17 protein-coding genes are annotated in these 21,610 nt (G+C 64.1%); 7 read left to right on the forward strand and 10 right to left on the reverse strand.

The annotated features are described in order from the left end of the window. Positions 1-3: 3 nt before the first annotated feature. The 7 genes from pqiB to R1T44_RS06385 all read right to left on the reverse strand — a co-directional run bounded on the left by pqiB (position 4) and on the right by R1T44_RS06385 (position 11,819). Complete coding sequence (pqiB, locus tag R1T44_RS06355; protein WP_284892264.1) at positions 4-1,638, reverse strand: intermembrane transport protein PqiB; 1,635 nt, start codon at positions 1,636-1,638, stop codon at positions 4-6. Then, positions 1,635-3,137: a paraquat-inducible protein A gene (locus R1T44_RS06360; protein WP_286987286.1), complete on the reverse strand. Its 1,503-nt coding sequence runs from the start codon at positions 3,135-3,137 to the stop codon at positions 1,635-1,637. Before R1T44_RS06360 ends, pqiB begins: the two co-directional genes overlap by 4 nt. 376 nt (positions 3,138-3,513) lie before the next feature. Further along, a complete protein-coding gene (locus R1T44_RS06365) occupies positions 3,514-6,645 on the reverse strand; it encodes an efflux RND transporter permease subunit (RefSeq protein ID WP_286987288.1) in 3,132 nt (1,043 codons plus the stop codon). Positions 6,646-6,746: 101 nt separating this feature from the next. Beyond that, positions 6,747-8,045, reverse strand: a complete 1,299-nt coding sequence (locus tag R1T44_RS06370) for an efflux RND transporter periplasmic adaptor subunit (protein WP_286987290.1) — start codon at positions 8,043-8,045, stop codon at positions 6,747-6,749. Between the two features lie 501 nt (positions 8,046-8,546). Next, complete coding sequence (locus R1T44_RS06375; RefSeq protein ID WP_286987292.1) at positions 8,547-9,770, reverse strand: ArsA family ATPase; 1,224 nt, start codon at positions 9,768-9,770, stop codon at positions 8,547-8,549. Next, the gene (locus tag R1T44_RS06380) at positions 9,761-10,081 is read right to left on the reverse strand and encodes a cory-CC-star protein (RefSeq protein ID WP_199852375.1); all 321 of its coding nucleotides are present in this window, start codon (positions 10,079-10,081) and stop codon (positions 9,761-9,763) included. The genes R1T44_RS06375 and R1T44_RS06380 overlap by 10 nt, the downstream gene beginning before the upstream one ends. Next, complete coding sequence (locus R1T44_RS06385) at positions 10,071-11,819, reverse strand: carbon starvation CstA family protein (protein WP_286987294.1); 1,749 nt, start codon at positions 11,817-11,819, stop codon at positions 10,071-10,073. The genes R1T44_RS06380 and R1T44_RS06385 overlap by 11 nt, the downstream gene beginning before the upstream one ends. Before the next feature lie 531 nt (positions 11,820-12,350). Here R1T44_RS06385 and coxB point away from each other — a divergent pair. The 4 genes from coxB to R1T44_RS06405 are packed head-to-tail and all read left to right on the forward strand — an operon-like array spanning position 12,351 to position 16,645. Continuing rightward, the gene (gene coxB, locus R1T44_RS06390) at positions 12,351-13,484 is read left to right on the forward strand and encodes a cytochrome c oxidase subunit II (protein WP_394805772.1); all 1,134 of its coding nucleotides are present in this window, start codon (positions 12,351-12,353) and stop codon (positions 13,482-13,484) included. A gap of 30 nt (positions 13,485-13,514) precedes the next feature. Then, a complete protein-coding gene (ctaD, locus tag R1T44_RS06395) occupies positions 13,515-15,167 on the forward strand; it encodes a cytochrome c oxidase subunit I (protein WP_107335293.1) in 1,653 nt (550 codons plus the stop codon). A gap of 27 nt (positions 15,168-15,194) precedes the next feature. Next, positions 15,195-15,788, forward strand: a complete 594-nt coding sequence (locus R1T44_RS06400) for a cytochrome c oxidase assembly protein (RefSeq protein ID WP_107335292.1) — start codon at positions 15,195-15,197, stop codon at positions 15,786-15,788. Continuing rightward, positions 15,785-16,645, forward strand: a complete 861-nt coding sequence (locus R1T44_RS06405; protein ID WP_286987297.1) for a cytochrome c oxidase subunit 3 — start codon at positions 15,785-15,787, stop codon at positions 16,643-16,645. Before R1T44_RS06400 ends, R1T44_RS06405 begins: the two co-directional genes overlap by 4 nt. 17 nt (positions 16,646-16,662) lie before the next feature. Here the strand turns inward: R1T44_RS06405 and R1T44_RS06410 are convergent, their stop codons facing one another. Then, positions 16,663-16,854 (reverse strand): DUF2909 domain-containing protein, encoded by a 192-nt coding sequence (locus tag R1T44_RS06410; RefSeq protein WP_043337068.1) that lies wholly within the window; start codon positions 16,852-16,854, stop codon positions 16,663-16,665. A 115-nt stretch (positions 16,855-16,969) separates the two neighbouring features. Here R1T44_RS06410 and R1T44_RS06415 point away from each other — a divergent pair, with 115 nt between their 5' ends. The 3 genes from R1T44_RS06415 (at position 16,970) to R1T44_RS06425 (ending at position 19,848) form a co-directional block, all read left to right on the forward strand. Next, positions 16,970-17,695 (forward strand): SURF1 family protein, encoded by a 726-nt coding sequence (locus R1T44_RS06415; RefSeq protein ID WP_286987298.1) that lies wholly within the window; start codon positions 16,970-16,972, stop codon positions 17,693-17,695. Positions 17,696-17,770: 75 nt separating this feature from the next. After that, complete coding sequence (locus tag R1T44_RS06420; protein ID WP_213115019.1) at positions 17,771-18,412, forward strand: hypothetical protein; 642 nt, start codon at positions 17,771-17,773, stop codon at positions 18,410-18,412. Positions 18,413-18,741: 329 nt separating this feature from the next. Beyond that, the gene (locus R1T44_RS06425) at positions 18,742-19,848 is read left to right on the forward strand and encodes a COX15/CtaA family protein (protein WP_394805773.1); all 1,107 of its coding nucleotides are present in this window, start codon (positions 18,742-18,744) and stop codon (positions 19,846-19,848) included. A gap of 134 nt (positions 19,849-19,982) precedes the next feature. Here R1T44_RS06425 and R1T44_RS06430 read toward each other — a convergent pair whose 3' ends face one another. Together R1T44_RS06430 and R1T44_RS06435 are read right to left on the reverse strand one after the other, a co-directional pair. After that, the gene (locus tag R1T44_RS06430; protein WP_043337063.1) at positions 19,983-20,378 is read right to left on the reverse strand and encodes a glutaredoxin family protein; all 396 of its coding nucleotides are present in this window, start codon (positions 20,376-20,378) and stop codon (positions 19,983-19,985) included. Positions 20,379-20,453: 75 nt separating this feature from the next. Then, on the reverse strand, positions 20,454-21,521 hold the full coding sequence (locus tag R1T44_RS06435) for a LysR family transcriptional regulator (protein ID WP_286987304.1): 1,068 nt from the start codon (positions 21,519-21,521) through the stop codon (positions 20,454-20,456). Positions 21,522-21,610 lie beyond the last annotated feature (89 nt).

Consider the following 21,610-nt stretch of genomic DNA (forward strand, 5'->3'; position numbering starts at 1 on the left):
TCATCATTGGGCCCTTGGGATCGGATCGCGAGTGGTCGGCTTGTCGAAGATCAGGCTGGAGGGGTTCTTCTCCAGCGTGTCGAGCAGCGGTTCCGCCTTCTTGAGCACGCGGTCCAGTCGTTCGAGATCGCCTTCCAGCTTGCGGTAGGCGGAAGAATCCGGTGTCAGACCATCCAGGGTGCGATTGAGGTTGTCGATGCTGGTGCTGATATCGCCCGGCAGCTTCTGTACCGCCTCGGAACCCAACAGGCTATCGACATGACCGGCCGTCTTGTCGAGGCGCTTGACCAGACTCTCGGAGGCCGACAGCGTCTTGTTCAGGTTGCTCAGGACCGGCTCGACATCGAGTGCATTGAGCTTGTCGAGCAGGGCATTGAGCTTGGCTTCCATTTGCGCCAGGCCTCCCGAGACGCTGGGCATGACCTCGATATCATCGAAGGTATCGGCCTTGTAGGGCGGCGGACTGTCATAGAAGTCGAGATCGACGAACAGGGCGCCGGTCAGCAGGTTGCCGGATTTCAGCGTCGCGCGCATGCCACGCTTGAAGAGGCGCTCGAGGCGCTTCTTCCACTGCGCCACGCCTTCATCATCCACTTGCCCTTCGAGGCGTTCGGGCTCGATGCGAATCAGCACCGGAATCTCGAAGCTCGACAGCGTCCGCACGCGCTGGTGGGTCAGGCGATAAGGCACGCTGACCACGGTACCGAGACGGACGCCGCGGAATTCCACCGGCGCGCCGCGCGACAGGCCACGCACGGTATCGTCGACCATGATCACGTAGTCGATGGCCTGGTGGAAGCTGCCTTCACGGGCCTCTTCCTGGTCGGAGTACAGCGTGAAGGAGGTGTTCTCGACCACCGGACGACCACGCGGCAGATCTTCGGGAATGCCGAAGGCCACCCCGCCGCTCAGTACACTTTCCAGTGACCCGACATCGACCTGCAGGCCCTGGGAATCCAGGCGCAGGCTGACCCCGCTGGTGGACCAGAAGCGCGTGGTGGAGGTCACCAGCTCATGGTAGGGCGAGTCGATATACAGGGTGTAGTGCATTTCCTTCTCGCTGGGGCGGAACTCGCTGGATTCCACGCGCCCGACCACGAAGCCCTCGTAGGTGACGGGGTCACCATCCGACAGCACGCTGCCATCGTTGCTGGTGAGGTCGATACGCAGCCCCTTGGCGTCCTGCGTTGTCACCGGCGGTTGCTCCAGCGCCACGAAGTGGTCCTCCTCATCGCGGCTGTCGCCGGGCTGAAGCTGGATATAGGCCCCCGACAGCACGGTGTTGAGGCCACTGATGCCCTCACGACCGATGCGCGGCTTCACGACCCAGAGTCGCGAGTCGGCATTGAGCATGCGCTCGCTGTCCTTGGACATGCGCGCGGTGACGATGGTCTTGTCGAGGTTGTCCGACAGACGCACGGATTCGACCTTGCCGACCTCGACATTTCGGGTCTTGATCAGGGTCTTGCCCGCCTCGATACCTTCCGCCGTCTCCATTTCGATCGTGATCAGCGGGCCACGGCTGGCGTAGTTGTGCCACACCATCCAGGCGCCGATCAGCAGGGCCACGATCGGGACTATCCAGATCGGCGAAAGGCGGCGTCGACTTTCACGACGTGCGCGAGAATCATCACTCATAAGTCATCCTGTGAGGCGGCAGCGGAAGGGGGATTGCGGGAGGCATTCGGGGGCGTGAATGGCGTCGTGAACGGAGGCGTGGCCTGCGAGGACGAAGCAAGAGACGCGGAGCCCGTCAGCGGCGTCAGCGGCAGATCACCGAACAGCGTGTTCGCCATCATCGCCTTCTCCGTCTCGGTGTCCCAGACAAGGCGGGGGTCGAAGCTCAACGCCGACAGCATCGTCAGCACCACCACGCAGGCAAAGGATAGCGCCGCGGGCCCCGGGTGGACTGACATCAGGGCGCCCAGCTGGATCAACGCGGCCAGCAGCGCCACCACGAAGACATCGACCATCGACCAGCGCCCGACATATTCGGTGATGCGGTACAGGGTCACCCGCGCCCGCGCATGCTGCACCTCGGGGCGCTGGGCGCTGATGCACAGCCAGGCGATGGCGATCATCTTCGAGGCCGGCACCAGGATGCTGGCGATGAAGATGACCATCGCGATGGGCCAGTCACCATGTGACCAGAGCACCACGATGCCACCGGCGATCGTCTGCGGGTCATTCTCCCCGAGACTGACCGTGGTCATGATCGGGAAGAGATTGGCGGGGATGTACAGAATCGCCGCCGCGATCAGCCACGCCCAGGTACGCTGCAGGCTCTGCGTCTTGCGCTGATGGACAGGGTCGCCACAGCGGCGGCAGTGAGTGTGCGCCTCCCGTTCGCCGCAGGCGTTGATCAGGCCGCAGCTATGGCAACTGGCCAGTCCCTGCAAGGCGGCGCCGATGCCCGGCAGCGTACCGCTGGGGGCGGCTGGCTCGCCCGCCAGCGCGAACCACATGCGATCCCCATCGATGCTGGCCAGCGTCTTGGTCATCAGCAGGGCGAAGGCGCAGAACGCCCAGAAGGAAGGGCCGAAACTGATATCGGCCATGCCGGCGATCTTGACCAGGCTCACCATCACGCCGACCAGAAACACATCCGCCATCATCCATGGGCGCAGGTGGCTCAGGGTGCGCGCAATGCCGCGAATGCCCGGCAAGGGCAGTTTCAGCCCGATGGCTGCATGGGTGTATATGACGCCCAGCAGGTAGAGCGCCGGCAGCATCACGATGGTCAGGATCAGCAGCACGGCCAGGGAAGGATAGGACTCGGCCGTGAGGGCGGCGGGCGTATCGATCAGGCTGAGGCTCGCCGAGATGCCACTGGTGGCAAAGGCGATGAACTCGAAGGGCAGCGTCAGCACCAGCATCACCAGGCACGCCATCGCCAGTGCCAGGGTGCGTTGCACGGCATGGGCGTGGCGCTGGGCGAACAGATGATCGCAGCGCGGGCAGCGGGCGCGCTCGCCGGCCTTGAGCGCCGGCAGGGCCACGACGAGGTCGCAGCACTCGCAGGCACGCATCCGTCGCCGTGACACGCCTGACGTGACAGGCGCGAACACCTGCGGCGGATCACGGGTTTCAAAGGTACGCCGGGTGTAGCGGCGCAGGGCAGCAAGGGGACGAGGCATGTCGCTCCAGCGGGATCGGGTGGTGTATCGCCGTGCCGCGCGTGTTCGGGGCATGCGCAGAGGCGTTGTCAGTCGCGGCTTGACCACGCCTGCGGCTGCGCTCTTGGGACAGCGCTCTCGAGGATGCGCCGTCAGCGGCCTGGCCCCATGCACACGCGGCCCTGCGAAGGTATAGGAGTTGTGGAAGCACCAGGCCTGCGCAGGCAAACAGTGTTCGATAGTAGCATGATGCCGCAAAAGGCTGATGGCACTCAATGCTTGCCGCGTGAGCGCGCCTGTTTTTGCCAAGCTACAAACAGGCACGCCGCCCGGAGAGGGCGGCGTGCAGGGCCGTCACGCAATGTGACAGCAATGAGGCTTCTGTCGTGATCAGAGATCAGACAAGGTCATCCTCCTGGCGGGCCGCTTCGTGGGCTCGCTTGAGGTCCTTCGGCTCACCGAAGAGGCGGCGCACGACCACATAGCAGACCGGCACCAGGAAGATCGCCAGCACCGTGGCCGAGATCATCCCGCCGATCACGCCGTTGCCGATGGCGTGACGGCTGGCGGCACCTGCACCTGTCGAGATGGCCAGTGGCACGGCACCCAGGGTGAAGGCCAGCGAGGTCATCAGGATCGGGCGCAGACGCATGCGCACGGCTTCCATGGTGGCATCGATCAGCGAGCGACCTTGCACTTCAAGGTCCTTGGCGAACTCGACGATCAGGATCGCGTTCTTGGCCGAGAGCCCGATGGTCGTCACCAGGCCGACCTGGAAGTAGACGTCATTGTCGAGTCCGCGTATCCAGGTGGCGAGCAGGGCACCCAGCACCCCCAGCGGTACCACCAGCATGACGGAGAACGGAATGCTCCAGCTCTCATACAGCGCGGCCAGACACAGGAAGACGAAGACCAGCGAGATGGCATACAGATACGGTGCCATGCCGCCACTCTGGGATTCCTGCAGCGAGATGCCGGTCCATTCCAGCGCGACGCCATTGTTGAGCTGGCTGACCATCTCTTCCATGGCCTGCATGGCCTCACCGGTGGAGTAACCCGGTGCCGCCTGTCCCAGCAGTTCCATCGAGGAGACGCCGTTGTAGCGTTCCAGCTGCGGCGACCCGTAGGTCCACTCGCCGTTGATGAAGGCGCTCAGCGGCACCATCTCGCCGGAGGTGTTGCGGACGTACCACTTCTTGAGGTCTTCCGGCTGCATGCGGGCACTGGCTTCCGCCTGCACATAGACCTTCTTGGTACGACCCTCGTCGAGGAAGTCATTGACGTAGGTCGAGCCCCACGCCGTGGAAAGCGTCGAGTAGACCTCTGACAGCGAGACGCCCATCGCCGTCGCCTTGAGTTCATCGATATTGAGCGTGAACTGCGGGCTGTCTTCCAGACCATTGGGGCGCAGGCCGGTCACGGCCGGGTTCTGGCCCGCCATGCCCAGCAGCTGGTTGCGCGCGTCGGTCAGTGCCTTGTGGCCGATGCCGCCACGGTCGACCAGCATCATGTCGAAGCCGCTGGCGTTGCCCAGCTCCATGATCGGCGGCGGGTTGATGGCGAAGACCAGGGCTTCCTTCAAGGTGCCGAAGTAGCTCTGTGCTTCACTGACCACGCTGAAGGAATCGCGCTCGCGCTCATCCCACGGCTTCAGGTTGATGAAGGCCAGGCCCATGTTCTGACCGCGACCGGCGAAGCTGAAGCCGGCGACGTCGAACATTTCCTGAACCGCATCTTCCTGATCGACCAGGAAGTGATGCTCGACCTTTTCCAGCGTCTCGAGCGTCTGCTCCTGAGTGGAGCCCACCGGCAGGATGACCTGATTGAACAGATAGCCCTGATCCTCATCCGGCAGGAAGCCGGTCGAGATGCGCGTGAACACCACGCCACAGCCGACGACGATCAATGCATAGACCAGCATCGAGCGACCGGTGCGCTTGAGCATGCCGCCAACGCCTTTCTGGTAGCGCGCGTTGGAGCGATCGAAGACCCGGTTGAAGAGGCCGAAGAAGCCGGTGGTCTTCTCCTTGGTCGGCTTGAGCAGGGTGGCGCACAGGGCCGGCGTCAGGATCAACGCCACCAGTACGGACAGCGTCATCGCCGAGACGATGGTCACCGAGAACTGACGGAAGATCGCGCCGGTGGTGCCGGGGAAGAAGGCCATCGGAATGAACACGGATGACAGCACCAGGCCGATACCCACCAGCGCGCCGGTGATCTGGCCCATCGACTTGCGAGTCGCTTCCAGTGGCGAGAGCTTCTCTTCGTGCATGACGCGCTCGACGTTTTCGACCACCACGATCGCATCGTCGACCAATAGCCCGATGGCGAGCACCATGGCGAACATCGTCAGGGTATTGATGGAGAAGCCCAGCACTTCCAGCACCCCGAAGGTGCCCAGCAGCACGACCGGCACCGCGATGGTCGGAATCAGGGTGGCGCGGAAGTTCTGCAGGAACAGCAGCATCACCAGGAAGACCAGTGCCACGGCTTCCAGCAGTGTCATCACCACTTCTTCAATGGAAATCTTGACGAAGGGCGAGGTGTCGTACGGGACCTTGAAGCTCATGCCCGGGGGGAAGTAGGCGGACAGCTCATCGAGGCGGTCCTTGACGGCCTGGACGGTGTCCAGCGCGTTGGCGCCCGAGGCCAGCTTGATCCCCAGGCCTGCAGCAGGCTTGCCGTTGTAGCGGCTGACGGTGCTGTAGGTCTCGGCGCCTTTCTCGGCGCGACCGACGTCACGCAGATAGACCTGAGAGCCATCTTCCTGGGTCTTGAGCAGGATGTTGCCGAACTGCTCCGGCGTTTCAAACAGGGTCTGCGCCACGATGGTGGCGTTGAGCTGCTGGCCTTCTTCCGCCGGCAGATTGCCCAGCTGGCCCGAGGCGATCTGGTTGTTCTGCGTGCTGATGGCCGTGGTGACGTCGCTGGTGGTCAGCTTGAAGTTGTTGAGCTTCTGCGGGTCGAGCCAGACACGCATGGCCCCTGGCGCGCCGAATAGCTGGGTCTCGCCGACGCCCTGGACACGCGCGACCTCATCCTGGATGTCGGAGGCGACATAGTCGGTCAATTGCTGCTTGGTCATGCTGCCATCGTCAGAGACGAAGGCCGCGACCATCAGGAAGCTGCCGGAGGACTTGGTGACCGAGACACCTTGGTTTTGTACGGATTGCGGCAGGCGCGGAGTGGCCAGCTGCAGCTTGTTCTGTACCTGAACCTGGGCGATGTCGGGGTCGGTGCCGGTATCAAAGCTCAGCTCGATGCTGGCGTTGCCCTGGGAGTCCGAGGTCGAGCTCATGTACAGCAGATTGTCGATGCCGTTCATCTGCTGCTCGATGACCTGGGTCACCGTGTCTTCCACCGTCTGGGCGGAGGCACCGGAGTAGGTGGCCTGAATGGTGATGCTGGTAGGGGCCAGCGAGGGATACTGCTCGATCGGTAGCTTGAGGATACTGAAGATACCCCCCAGCATCACGATGATGGCGAGCACCCAGGCAAAGATAGGGCGATCGATGAAGAATCTGGCCATGACGTTTGAGGCTCCTGGAACGTCGTTCGGGACGGTCGCCAGTCACACGAGAAGCGTCTCTCGTCTGACTGGCGACAGTGGCGCGAAAAGCGGGGGCAGGCTTACTGGCTATCGCCGGTCTTGGCCTGTTCACTTTCCGAGGAGTCGCTGCTGGCAGCAGTCCGCGACTGAGATGCGGCGTTCTGGTCAGTGCCTGTCTCGTCCGAGGCGATCTCGACCGTGGCACCCGGCTTGATCTTCTGCAGACCGCTGACGATGACCTTGTCATTGCTGTCGAGGCCGCTGGTCACCAGCCACTGATTGTCGATGGCCTGACCGATCACGACCTGCTTGGCCTCGACCTTGTTCTCGGCATTGACCGTCATCACGCTGGCCTGGCCCGTGCTGTCACGGCTCACGGCCTTCTGCGGAATCAGGATGGCATCCTTGGCGACGGCTTCGGTCAGGCGGGCACGCACGAACATGCCCGGCAACAGCAGCTCATCTTCGTTGGGGAACAGTGCGCGCAGCGTGACCATGCCGGTCCCCTGGTCGACAGTGACATCCGCGAACTGCAGCTTGCCCTTGGCGCCATAGACGCTGCCGTCTTCCATCACCAGCTCGACTTCCGTCTGGACCGGGGCGGTGGCGGCATCGCGATTCTCGCCCAGCTCACGCTTGAGACGCAGCACCTCGGTGGCGGACTGGGTCAGGTCGACATAGATGGGGTCCAGCTGCTGGACGGTGGCCAGGCTGGTTTCCTGACTGGCCGTGACCAGTGCGCCCTTGGTGACGCTGGACTTGCCGATACGACCACTGATCGGTGAGGTGACCTTGGTGTAATCCAGGTTGATCTGCGCGCTGGATACCGCGGCCTTGGCCGAGGCGACATCGGCACGGTCTTCGCCGACGGTGGCCACGGCATCGTCGTAATCCTGCTGGCTGACCATCTTGCGCGCTACGAGGTTCTTGTAGCGCTTGGCCTTGAGACTTGAGGTGTTGAGACTCGCCTCGGCACGCGCCAGGCTCGCCTTGGCGCTCTCGACATCGGCGCGATAGGTGCGCGAATCGATGTGATAGAGCACCTGACCTTCCTCGACGTCACTGCCTTCGGTGAAGTCGCGCGATTCGATGATGCCGCCGACCTGCGGACGCACTTCCGCGATCTGATAGGCACGCGTGCGGCCCGGAAGTTCGCTGGTGAGCGGTACATCCTGGGCAGTGACGGTGACGACATCGACCTGAGCGGCCTGGCTGGCGCCTGCGGCGGAGCTTTGGCCAGCCTCCTCCTTGTCGCCGCTACAGCCGGCCAGCAGGGCACCGACCAGCAGCAGGCTTGCCGGAAGCAGGCCGAGGCGGCGGGCATTGAAAGCCAATGGGTGTCTCTGCAAGCGGGATTGACTGGGGGAAGTCGGGGCCATGGAGCGTCCTTTACGAAATTCAGGGGCTGAAGTGCGTCACTATCGCCACATTGTGACTCACCGCAGGCGCGGGAGGTCAAAGCAACGATGTCATGATGAGGAAGATATTTAGCCCGCTATTCTATCGGAATGGCGAGGCGACTGTATGGTTGTTTTGTGCAGTTATTGCGCACCCTGTTGCAACAGATTGTTGCCATGTGAGCAGCATTCTGAACGTCATCGAGGGGGATGCAAGACAATGCAATTCGCTTGCCATGCCCGCAGGCGTGCACATGCCTCGCCTCACGCAAGGTGCGTGCACAAGTCAGGTGAGGCCAGGGCAGTGATGGTGCATCAATATGCGCAAATTCTGAATAAGTTATCAGATCGAAGTGTCTGAATGATGAACTCCCCGGCCCTGTACGCGAATGCATGTCGTCAGCACATGACGGATCAGCGGATCAGCGTGAGGTCGGGAGAGCGGGAGAGCTGAGGGGATGAAGCGCAGGGCGACCTCTCGAGTCATCTGCCGGGAGCAGCGCAACCGCAAGAGGACGCGGCAGGGGCGGGTGACCAGGGGCGGAACGCCGTGAATTGCGCCACCAGCGGGGCAAGGCTTGCGTGGTCCTCCGGCAGCTGTGGTTGGCGCAGCAGACGCACGCATGGGCGATCAGCGAAGGCCTCCTCCAGTCTGGCGGCCCAGTGTTGCTGCTGTTCTCGCCAGGTCGCGACCCAGTCAGCCTGCGACTCGTGGGGCGTTGAGGAGGGACTGCCAGCCCCTTGCGCGGCGGGTTCCGGCAGGCACTGATTGATGATCAAGCCGCCGACGGCCAGGCCATGAGCTTCCAGTGCCTCTCGTGTTCGAGTTGTCTCCAGACACGGCAGCTTCTCCGGCGTGCTGACCAGAATCACGCGCGCCCTACGGGTATCGCTCAAGCGCTGACGCAATGCTGCGTAGCGCGTACGGCGTTGCTCCAGCGCCTCGCTGATCGGGTCTTCCGGCGCTTCTTCGCCTGGCGTCTCTGATGCCTGCTGACTGTCCAGCCACAGGCTGCGTTCGGCGACGGCGCGCCTGCGCTGACCCAGCATGCCCTCCAGCCAGCCGCCCAGCACTTCAGGCAGGCTGAGCAGGCGAATGGTGTGCCCGCTGGGAGCCGTATCGAACAGAATGTGGCGATAATGTGAATCTTCACTTTCCAGCGGGGCTGGCGGGGCCAGGATGATCTCCACCAGCGCATCGAAGAGTGCTGCTTCACTGGTGCCGGGGGCGTGGCGTGACAGCTCGAGCTGGCGCATCACGGTGGCACTGCGCTCGCCACTTACCAGGGGGACGATCCGCTGGCGGACCGCCTCCAGGTAGCGGTCGCATTCCCGCTCGGGGTCCAGTTCCATCACGTCGAGGCGCGGCGCGATGTTGCAGGGCTTGCCACCGATCGCACCGAACAGGTCGCCGAGATTGTGCGCGGGGTCTGTCGACACCAGTAGGGTCGCTTCGCCTTTCTCCGCCAGTGCCAGCGCCTGGGCCGCCGCGCAGCTGGTCTTGCCGACACCGCCCTTGCCACCGAAGAACCAGATCTCGGGGTGCTTGGATATCTCGGCTTGCCCCGGCGCTTGGCCAGACTGGTGAGTGTGAGCCTTGTGAGTCTCGTAAGTCTCGTGAGCCGCTGACGGCTGGGTGCCTGCCCAGACAGCCGTATCTTTCGCCGTGCGGGATGCCGCGCGTTTCCAGAGCCTGCTCAACAGCACTTGATGCCCTCCAGCGGTGAATGCTCAAGCCCCTGACGCAGGTGCCAGTCATGCATGCGTTCCAGCATCAGCGGCAGCATCTCCAGCGAGACGGCCGGCGCCGGATTGGGGATGCCCATCAGCTCCGCGAAGCTCATCATCATGAAGATGTCCTCCTCTTCACGGGCAAGCTGCGCCAGATCGCGCTGCTGGTTGACGCGCAGCATGGCCTCCCAGCCATCCCGCAGCTGAATGGCGCCTGTCAGCAGGCGCCTTGTCAGACCCGGCTGGCGGGGTGATGACGCCAACCGGGTATCGTCATCAGCTCTCATGAGCGCTCACCCGGGCGGGAGACGTCAGGCTGCGGCTGGCCTCGAGCAGAATCCACAGCGCAAACACCATGATCAGGCTGCCGAAGGTGAACAACAGCCATTGCGGGTCGTTGCTGCCCATGCCCGACCAATCCAGCACCACCTGCTGCACCATCGCCCACAGCGTCATGATCATCAGGAAGACCATCGGGGCCAGGGTATAGATGACAGGGCGGCCCTGACGCTTGAGCCACACCGACACCAGCATCAGCGAGATGCCCGCCAGCAGCTGATTGCTGGTGCCGAACAACGGCCACAGCAGGTAGCCGCCGGAACCGAAGCCCTTGGGCCCCTGCGGCAGGATGACCAGTGCGGCACTGGCGATGACGGCGATGCTGGTGGCGACATGCTTGTGGCTGAGCGCCGGCATGCCGTATTCGCTGCCCAGTTCCGCGATGATGTAGCGCATCAGGCGCACGGCGGAGTCCAGCGTCGTCGCCGCGAAGCTGACCACGATGACCGCGACCAGCGTACTGCCGACATTGGCTGGCAGGCCGAGGTGCGAGATCAGCTGACCGGACCCCTGAACGAAGCTCGAGAGGCCATTGGCACCCGCCGCGGCGAAGCTTGAATAGGTTGCGGTGAAGTCGGCCTGGGTTGTGAACAGGGTCGCCACCGCGATGATGGAAATCAGCGCCAGCATGCCTTCGCCCAGCGCACCGGAGTAACCGATCAGGCGCGCATCCGGTTCATGGGACAGCTGCTTGGAGGTGGTGCCGGAGGCGACCAGACCGTGGAAGCCCGAGATGGCGCCGCAGGCAATGGTGATGAACAGCAATGGGTAGAAGGACATCTCGGCATCGGCGTTGAAGGCCGGCGCCGTCAGCTGCGGGCCACCTACGGCCAGCCCCAGATACAGCAGTACCAGCCCGACCACCAGCTGGTGAGAGTTGATGGTGTCGCGTGGCTGCAGCAGCTTCCAGACCGGCAAGACCGAGGCGATGTAGACATAGCTCATCAGCGCGATGATCCACACCAGGAAGGCGCTGGAGATGGGCGAAAGGCCGAACAGCAGGGTGGCATCCTCGCCACCGGCCATGGCGGTGAAGGCACCGGCCAGATCGATCTGCAGGAACTCGAACTGGCCCGCCAGCAGGGCGGCGGCATACATCACCATCAGTGCGAGCAGTGAGGGAATCAGCATCTTGCCGCCGCGACGATAGACGCGATGGCCGATCCATACCGCCAGCGGAATCTGGATCAGCACCGACAGCACGCTGGCCGGGAAGTTGATGAACAGATTGGCGATCACCCAGGCGAATACCGCGTTCAGCATCAGGACCAGAATCAGGATGATGAACAGAAACAGCAGCTTGGCACGCTTGCCGATCAGCTTGTCCGCCAGGGTGCCCACCGACTGGCCGCGATGGCGCGCCGACAGCGTCAAGGTGCCGAAATCATGCACGCCTGCCGCGAACAGACTGCCCAGCACGACCCACAGCACGGCCGGCAGCCAGCCCCAGTAGACGGCGATCGCCGGACCGACGATGGGGGCTGCGCCCGCCACCGAGGTGAAATGGTGACCCCACAGCACCCAGCGATTGGTCGGCAGGTAGTCGGTGTCATCGCGCAGCGCATGGGCTGGCGTCACGAAATTCGGGTCGAGGCGGAAGATGCGTTCGGCCAGAAAGCGGGAATAGAAGCGATAGCCGATGGCGAAGGCGACGCAGCCGAAAAGGGCAAGCCAGATGGCGTTCATGGCAGATTCCGAGGGGCGTGGTGATGGATTGAGTAGGGCGTATTGGCGTGTGCTGGTTGTCAGGTCGACATGCCGCTGTCGTGCGCACGCCGAGCAAGACCTTCCGGCAGGGCTTTCAAGCAAGACTTTCAACACACTGGTGCCGATCGGCGTGACGCTAACATCGATAAATGCGCATATAACTTCGCCATTGGTCGCCCCGCCGCGCGCCGGCATGTCGCCAGCAAACCTGCAGGACATTCCTGAAACGCCGCCTCTCTGCGTGGACTGAACGCAGAAGCGCGCCGCTGCCTTGTGCTCAGGCGGCATCACGCGCGGGGTAGCCGTTTTTGCCTCGCTCTGCCTTGCGACCAAGGAGTATCAGTGGGTTGATCCACGCGACCTTGTGTTCCGCCAAGCTCTTCTATACTCGAAGCAAGTCGGAGCAGGGGAGCCGCTCAGCGCCGTCATCTGGGTGAGGCTCTCGATAACAATGACAAGGAGGCGCCGATGTCATGGATCGCGGAATGCCTTTCCCGTGTCACCAGGCCAATGCGTCTGCGCTTGCGACGCACAGTGACGATCCTTTCACTGACGACCCTGTCACTGACAGCCCTTTCCCCTTCGGTGCTGGCAGTGGAATACAACATGCCGGTCGGGGTCACCGCGGTCAGCCGCGAGATCCACTCGCTGCACATGATCATCTTCTGGATCTGTGTGGTCATCGGCATCGTGGTGTTCGGTGTGATGGGCTACGCGATGATCAAGCACCGCAAGTCACGCGGTGCGGTATCGGCAAGCTTCCATGAAAATACCCGTATCGAGATTCTGTGGACCGCCATCCCGCTGTTGATCCTGGTGGTGATGGCGGTGCCTGCCACCGCCACGCTCAAGGACATGTACGACGCCTCCGAGTCGGCGCTGGACGTGAAGATCACCGGCCATCAATGGCGCTGGCAGTACGAGTATCTGGGCGAGGATGTCGCATTCACCTCAAGCCTCGCGACCCCGCGCGAGCAGATCAACAACACCGCCGCCAAGGGCGAGCATTACCTGCTGGAAGTCGACAACCCGCTGGTGTTGCCCATCAATCGCAAGGTGCGCTTCCTGACCACCTCCGCCGACGTCATCCACTCCTGGTGGGTGCCGGACTTCGGCGTCAAGAAGGACGCCATTCCCGGCTTCATCAATGAGGCCTGGACGCGTATCGAGACCCCCGGCACCTATCGTGGCCAGTGCACCGAGCTGTGCGGCAAGGACCACGGCTTCATGCCGGTGGTGGTCGAGGCGTTGCCGGAGGCCGAGTTCGATGAGTGGCTGATCGCGCGCAAGGCCGAAGCCGAGGCCGCGCTCAACGATGCCGGTCGTGACTGGAGTCTTGAGGAGCTGATGGAGAAGGGCGAGAAGACCTACGCCACCATCTGTGCCTCCTGTCATCAGCCGGATGGCCAGGGCATGCCGCCGGCGTTCCCCTCGCTGGTAGGCAGCGCCATCGTCACCCAGGACATGCAGGCGCACATCGATATCGTGGTCAACGGCAAGGCGGGCACGCCCATGGCGGCCTTCGCCGATGTGCTGAGCCCGGTCGAGCTGGCGGCTGTCATCACCTATGAGCGCAACGCCTGGGGCAACGATACCGGCGAGCTGGTGCAGCCAGCCGTCATCAAGGAACAGCTGTCTCAATAGCGTGCAAGCGACGCATTCAGGAGGCGTGTCATGGCCAGTGAACAGCCACGCAAGGCAGTACTTCAGGCCAGCGAGAGCGAGGGGGCCACCGCAGGCGGCGCTCATGTGGGCGAGGGCCACGGCAGTGCGCCGCGCGGCATGCTGCGCTGGCTGCTGACCACCAATCACAAGGATATCGGCACTCTCTATCTGATCTTCTCGCTGAGCATGCTGTTCATCGGCGGCATCATGGCGCTGGTGATCCGTACCGAGTTGTTCCAGCCCGGCTTGCAGATGGTGCAGCCGGAGTTCTTCAACCAGATGACCACCATGCACGGGCTGATCATGGTGTTCGGCGCTATCATGCCGGCCTTCACCGGGCTGGCCAACTGGATGATTCCGCTGCAGATCGGCGCGCCCGACATGGCGCTGCCGCGCCTCAACAACTTCAGCTTCTGGCTGTTGCCGGTCGCCTTCCTGTTGCTGCTTTCCACCCTGCTGATGGAGGGCGGTGGCCCCAACTTCGGCTGGACCTTCTACGCGCCGCTGTCCACCACCTATGCGCCGCCCTCGACCAGCTTCTTCATCTTCTCGCTGCACATCGCCGGCATCAGCTCGATTCTCGGCGCCATCAACATCATCGCCACCATCCTCAATCTGCGTGCCCCGGGCATGCGCCTGATGGACATGCCGCTGTTCGTCTGGACCTGGCTGATCACCGCCTTCCTGCTGATCGCGGTGATGCCAGTGCTGGCGGGCGCCATCACCATGATGCTGTTCGACATCAACTTCGGCACCAGCTACTTCAATGCCGCCGGTGGCGGCGACCCGGTGCTGTTCCAGCATCTGTTCTGGTTCTTCGGGCATCCCGAGGTCTACATCATGATCCTGCCGGCCTTCGGCATCGTGTCCGCCATCGTGCCGACCTTCTCGCGAAAGCGACTGTTCGGTTACGCCTCGATGGTCTATGCCACCGGCTCCATCGCGATCATGTCCTTCCTGGTCTGGGCGCATCACATGTTCGCCGTCGGCCTGCCACTGGTGGCGGAACTGTTCTTCATGTACACGACGATGCTGATCGCGGTGCCGACCGGCGTGAAGGTCTTCAACTGGATCGCCACCATGTTCCGCGGCTCCATCAGCTTCGAGCCCCCGATGCTGTTTGCGATCGCCTTCATCGTCCAGTTCACCATCGGCGGCTTCTCGGGGCTGATGCTGGCCATCGCCCCGGCGGATTTCCAGTACCACGACACCTACTTCGTGGTGGCGCATTTCCACTATGTGCTGGTGCCCGGCGCGCTGTTCGCGATTCTCGCCGGAGCCTATTACTGGTTGCCCAAGTGGACCGGCTTCTATCCCCACGAGGGGCTCTCCAAGTGGCATTTCTGGCTGTCGGTCATCGGCGTCAACCTGACCTTCTTCCCGATGCACTTCTCGGGGCTGGCCGGCATGCCGCGCCGCATCCCGGATTACGCGCTGCAATTCGCCGACTTCAACATGCTGTCCAGCATCGGCGCCTTCCTGTTCGGTATCTCGCAGCTGCTGTTCCTGGTCGTGATCGTCAAGTGCGCGCGCGGCGGTGTCAGGGCGCCGGCGTGTGCCTGGGAGGGCGCGGTGGACCTGGAGTGGAGCGTGCCGAGCCCGGCGCCGCTGCATACCTTCGAGATTCCTCCGCAGACCCGCGATGGCCAGATCATCCGCTGAGCGATGGACAGCGGCCAGGAGAGTGACATGCCCTCACGCGATCACGCAGCACAGCAACAGGCAGTGGCACGCACCGTGCGGCGCACGCTGCTTGCGCTGGTCGCGATGCTGGGCTTCGCCTTCGCGCTGGTGCCGCTCTATGACGTCTTCTGCAATCTCACCGGGCTGAATGGCAAGGCCGCCAGTCAGGCCAGGGCCGCGGTGGCGATGGAGATCGACGAGAGCCGCTGGGTCTCGGTGCGCTTCATCACCCAGCAGGGGCAGGGCCTGCCGTGGACACTCGAGGCGCTGGATGAGCAGTTCCGCATCCATCCCGGTGGCCAGTACAGCGCGCGCTTCGTGTTCACCAATCACGCCGATTACCCGGTGCGTGGCCGCGCGGTCCCCAGTGTCAGTCCTGCCGAGGGCTCACTGCATCTGCGCAAGATCATGTGCTTTTGCTTCCAGGAGCAGACGCTGGCAGCAGGCGAGCGGCGCGAGCTGCCGCTGGTCTTTCAGGTCGACCCTGACCTTCCGGAGGGCATTCGTGATCTGACCCTGGCGTACACGCTCTATCCGGTCACGACGCCGTCATCCGCGGGGGACGATGGTGCAGAGCATTCTGCAGGAGGTGAAACATGAGCAGTGGCAGCTATTACGTCCCGGCCCACAGTGCCTGGCCCATCTTCGGCGTGCTGGCGGTGGGCGGCATGATGATCGGCACCGGAATCTGGATGGTGCACGGCAGCGCCGCCTGGTTGTCAGGCATCGGCCTGCTGGCCGTGGTGCTGGTGATGGCGGGCTGGTTTCGGGATGTGGTGCGCGAGTCGATGGGCGGCCTCTACGATGACCAGATGGACCGCTCGTTCCGCTGGGGCATGGCCTGGTTCATCTTCTCGGAATTGATGTTCTTCGCGGCCTTCTTCGGGGCGCTGTTCTATCTGCGAACCTTCGCGCTGCCCTGGCTCGATGGCGAGGGCGCCAAGGGAGTGACGGCGCTGCTGTGGCCTGACTTCACCGCCAGCTGGCCCCTGATGACGCCGCCGGATGCCAGCATCGCCGGACCCAGAGAGCTGCTGTCGCCCTGGCAGCTGCCGCTGGCCAACACGCTGTTGCTGGTCAGTTCCAGTGTCACCCTCACGGTGGCGCATGAAGCACTGAAGATGGAGTTTCGGCGCACGGCGCGCAACTGGCTGGCGGGCACCGTGGTGCTGGGGCTGTGCTTTCTGTCCCTGCAGGGCATCGAATACTACGAGGCCTGGCACCACCTGGGACTGACGCTGCAGGCGGGAGTCTATGGCGGCACCTTCTTCCTGCTGACCGGTTTTCATGGTCTGCACGTCACCATCGGCACCCTGATTCTGATCGTGATGCTGGTGCGCGTGATACGCGGCCACTTCTCGAGTGAACGTCACTTCGCCTTCGAAGCGGCTGCCTGGTACTGGCACTTCGTCGATGCGGTGTGGATCGGTCTGTTCCTGTTCGTCTATGTGTTCTGACAGCACGCGGCGCGATGTCAGTCCAGCATTCCGGTGGAGAAGCCAATGACCAGCAGAATCACCAGACACACTGCCAGGCCAACCCGCCATTTGAGAGAGGTCAGCAGGCGTCGACTGCGGCTGCCATCGCGCAGCAGAAAACCGGCACCGGCGACCAGGCTTGCCAGCATGCCGATAAAGACCAGTGCGATCAGCGATTTGAGCAGCATGTCACCTCCCGGGGCGCAGACAGTGGCGGGTGAGCACAGCGCGGCACTCGCTTGTGACAGTCGAGCTCATCCGGCAGACAAGCGCAAGTCAGTGCCAGCGGCGCAGGCGTCTTCAATGGGGCAGGAGTCTTCAACGGCGGCGACGCAGGAGCGCCAGGTCGGACGCGGCTGGTGGCTGTTCTGGGGATGCCTGATCGTGCTCGGCCTGTGTCTGTGCAGCTGGCAGGTGATGCGTGGCCAGGCGCGTGCCCAGCATCTGGAGGATACCGCCAGCGCGCCGGAGCTGGTGATGCCGACGGCGCCACCCGCCAGTGCCAGCCTGATCGAGCTGCGCGGCGAGTGGCTCGCGGAACACAGCCTGCTGCTGGACAACCGCACGCTGGACAAGCGCCATGGCGTGGCGGTGCTCACGCCCTTTCGAACGCTGGATGGCCGCTGGTGGCTGGTGGAGCGTGGCTTCGTGGCATCGCCGGCCCCGCGCAGCGACCCGGAGTTTACGACCCCGACAGGCTCCGGGGTGATCAGTGGTCGCTGGCAGTGGTTGAACGGTCAGGGCAACAGCGGTGGTCCACTGTTCGGCCCCAACCGTGAGGGGCAGCGTCTGCAGCAGGTCGATCTGAGCGCCTGGCAGGCGCTGGGCACACCGGCCTTTGCGGGTGTCCTGCACCAGACGAGCGGGGAGGGGCGATTCCTGCCCTGGTGGCAGCCGAGCAACATGACGCCGGAGCGCCATTATGCCTATGCGTTGCAGTGGCTGGGACTCAGCCTGGGGGCGGCGGTGGTCATGGTTCTGGGCGCGCGCCGTCAACGCCAGTCCGCGCTACGTCAGCGCCAGGCCTAGCGTCTGGTGCTTGTGTCTTGAGTCTGTTGTCCGCACACCCGGGCAAGCAGGGAAGCCGTCGTCAGGAGGAGAGCGATGACACACGTGATGCGACAGCGTCTGAAACTCGTGGCCTTGCTGGGGCTGTTGTCCGCCCCGCTGCCCTTGGCGTGGGCCATGCTGAGCGCACAGGTCGGGATTCCCGAAGGACGGGTGGCAAACGGTGCCCTGTTGCCAAAGGTCAAGCCGCTCACGGACTGGTCGCTCGACTACCTCGTGACAGAGAACGCCACTGACAACGTCACCGAAAACGCCACAGGAAACGCGACTGACGGCGCTGTTAGCGCGAAGGAGGCCCCCGGCATGCCGCCGCTGGCCGCCCGAGGCGCGGATGAACAGCGTTTCTGGCTCAGCTGGCCGGAGCCGAACCAGCCGCAGCTGGCCGCGGCGCAGGCCGAGCGCTGGTGGCGCCTGCATCGCGCGCTTGGCAAGGAGGCGCCACGCCTGGGCCGCCTGGTGGTGGCTGAAAAGGCCTTTGTGCATCCCCAGGTGCCGGGTGAGCAACGGGCGCTCGGGCGCTGGCCGGCGCCGAACGACACCGCTTCCGCGCCGCACCAGTTGCGCCTGATCGACCCTCATGGGCAGGTCGTGGTCGCCTACGGGCCCGAGATCACGCCGCAGGCCGTGATGAAGGATGTGCGCCGGCTGCTCAAGCGTAATCCGGTTGCGCCTCGATAGGTCGCGCCTCGCCAGGTCGCGCCTCGCCAGGCCGGGCCTCGCCAAGTCGCACGTGATCTTCTTTCGCTTCACCAGGGAGATATGCCATGTCTCGCCTCGCCATACAGAAGCGCTATCCACCGCGGGCCCGCCAACGAGGGGCGGCGTTGCTGCCTCGCCCGCCATTTCTGCGCCACGCCACCACGGATGAAGCCTCAGCTGCGCAGGCCTTCTCGATGGCGACGCCTGAGCTGACGTCTGATCTGGTGCATGGCCCTGCCGCCCGGCAGGCGACGAGCCGACGGGTGACGGCACGCCTGTGGCGCAGCAGTCAGCGACTGGTCGCCAGCATGCTGGGACTGGTCATCTTGGTGATCGGGCTGGGAGCCTGGACGCGGCTGGTGGACGCCGGTCTGGGGTGCCCCGACTGGCCGGGCTGTTATGGCGCTCTGGTCGTGCCGGACGCCCAGACCGCGAGCCTGCATAGCCCGCATCATCCGCTTGAAGGCTACAAGGCGTGGGCGGAGATGATCCATCGCTATGCGGCGAGTCTGCTCGGGCTTGCGGCCATCGCTTTGCTCGCACTGGGCTGGCGGATTCGCCGTCGGGAGGCTCATCAATCGCAGACCTTCGAGGGTGGCAGTGGCGAGGCAAAGGTGACTGATCACTGGGGCGAGGAGGCGCGCACGCGTTTTCCCCTGGCCGGCTGCTGGCTGTTGTTGGGCATGCTGTTGGTCCAGGGCGCGTTCGGGGCCTTTACCGTGACGCTGAAGCTGTGGCCGCAGGTGGTGACGCTGCATCTGCTGGGCGGCCTGAGCGTATTGAGCCTGCTGCTGTTGCTGTGGCTATCACTCAGACGGCGGGCGGCGCACCTCAAGGTGACGGCTGAGCAGCACAAGGCGGGCGCTGATGCAGCGCACATCCGGCGTCAGCCCTGGCTGGCCGCTCTGGCCGCGGCTCTGCTGCTGGGGCAGCTGGCCCTGGGGGGCTGGACCTCGAGCAATTATGCCGGGCTTGCCTGTGAAGGTTTCCCGGCCTGCAATGGTGCCGCATGGCCGGCGATGGACTGGGGAGAGGGCTTCCACCTGACCCAGGATGTCGGCCCCAGTTATCTGCACGGGCAGCTGCATGGTGAGGCGCGCACGGCCATCCACATGGCGCACCGTGGCGGGGCCGTGCTGCTGGGCGCGGTGCTGTTGGCGCTGTATTGGCGCCAGCGCCGCCACTTGCCGGCGCGGACGCCATCGCCTGACAACCCCTGGCGCTGGGCGCTGGGGTGTTGGCTGGTGCAGGCAGGCTTGGGAATCGCCAATGTACTGTGGTGGTTGCCGCTGGATCTGGCGCTGGCGCATACCCTGGGGGCCGTCGCGCTGACGCTGGCGATGGTGTGGGCGATGGATCGGATGCGCCAGGCGGCTCGCCGCAAGCGGGCATCCGTCTCGCAGGCGCTGGCCTGATGAGAGGCAGAAGCTGGGCAAGACGGTGAGCAGAAGAGAGACACCCAAATGCGCGTGCTCGCGCTCACCAGACCGCAAGAGGCCGCTCTCATGAGCGGCCTCTTGCGGTCTGCGTCGTATCAGCCGGTATCCTGTCAGGCGGCGCTGCCGAAGCGCTCCTGCAGGTAGGCATTGATGGTGTCGGATTCGTACATCCACTCTTCGCGCCCATCGTCATGGGTGATCAGCAGGCACGGCACCTTGACGCGACCGCCACCCTGTTCGAGGGCCTGGCGGTGAGTGGCGTTGTGCTGGGTGTCTCGTTGCTCGACGTTCAGGTTCAGCTGATGCATGCGCTTGCGCACCTTGATGCAGAACGGGCAGGTCGAGAACTGATACAGCGCCAGCTTGGCCGTCTCGGCGTCCACCTCGGCCTGCTGGGCGGGGCTGCGCTCGAGCGCGCTGCCGCGGGTCAGCTTCTCGCTGAGCAGCATGAAGGGAGCCAGCACCAGACGCAGGGTGCGGAAGAACAGGCGGATGATGGAGCGCATGGCAGAACCTCATGGGACGTGCGGGTATCGGCGCCAGTGCCGCAGGGCGGGTGGCGAATTCAGAATGGGGCCATTCTAGAGCTCAGCGGCCTCGGCGTCTTCCCCATGCGCGTTGCGGATATGCGTCAGCAGGGACTTTCGCAACCAGCGGTGCCCGGGGTCCTGCTCGTGGCTGGCATGCCAGATCAAGCGGTAGCTGAGCGCGGGCAGGCGCATCGGTAGCTCAAGAATCGCCAGCCCGTGCAGCTCGCTGCTGGCCTGGGCAAAGCTTCTGGGCGCGCAGAACACCAGCTCGCTGTGCGCGACGATGCTCAGGGCGTCGCGGAAATCCGGCACCAGCACGCTGATGCGGCGTGGTGCGCCGTGCTGCTCCAACCGCTCATCCAGCGACCAGCGTGAGCGCCCCTCGCAGGTGGCCTGGACATGACTCAAGGCCGCGAATTCGCTCAGCGTCATCGGTGTCTGGCGCCGTGTGAGCGGATGATCACGCCGCACCAGAATCACATGGTCGTCGCGCCACAGCAGGCGCGACTGGAAGCCAGCGGGGAGGGCAGGCGGCTCGCCCGGGGTCTCGGCGCTGTGATCGTGTCCGGCAAGTCCGATATCCAGCTGGCCCTTTTCCATCAGGCTCAGGCAATCGGCCTGCCAGCGACTGATCTCGAGGCTGCCATGCGGCAGCGCATCGGTCAGTGTGCGCGTGCAGGACGGCATCAGGGTCGCCCAGGCGCTTTCCAGCACTGCCAGTTGAAAGCGCCGCTGGCTGGTGGCGGGGGTGAAGGTGGCAGGGGCGCTCAGGTTCTCGAGACGCGAGAGCAGCTCGGCCAGCTCGCCACGCAATGACAGGGCCCGCGCCGTGGGGCGCAGACCATGGCGTTCGCGAATGAAAAGGGCGTCATCAAACATCACGCGAAGGCGTGCCAGACTCTTGCTGACGGCAGACTGCGAGAGATGCAGGCGGCCTGCCGCGCGCGTCACGCTGCACTCTTCCAGCAGTACCTGCAGCACCTGCAGCAGATTGAGATCGATGCGCGTGTTGAAGGGCGTGGACGCTGGCGCTGAGCCCGAAGACGCAGGCAGTGACGACGCGGCTGGAGACTGGGCACTAACCGGCCTTGCGGGTGTCTGCGGAGCAGTCGCGCTCATGAGTTTCTCCAGTGGAATATCAAGCCTGAAATAATATCATTTTGCTTCATAAGTCGCAGGCGCTAGGCTCTGCGGATTCTTGATGGCCC

The organism is Cobetia amphilecti, assembly GCF_032923285.1.
In the GTDB taxonomy this organism is placed as follows: Bacteria; Pseudomonadota; Gammaproteobacteria; order Pseudomonadales; family Halomonadaceae; genus Cobetia; species Cobetia amphilecti.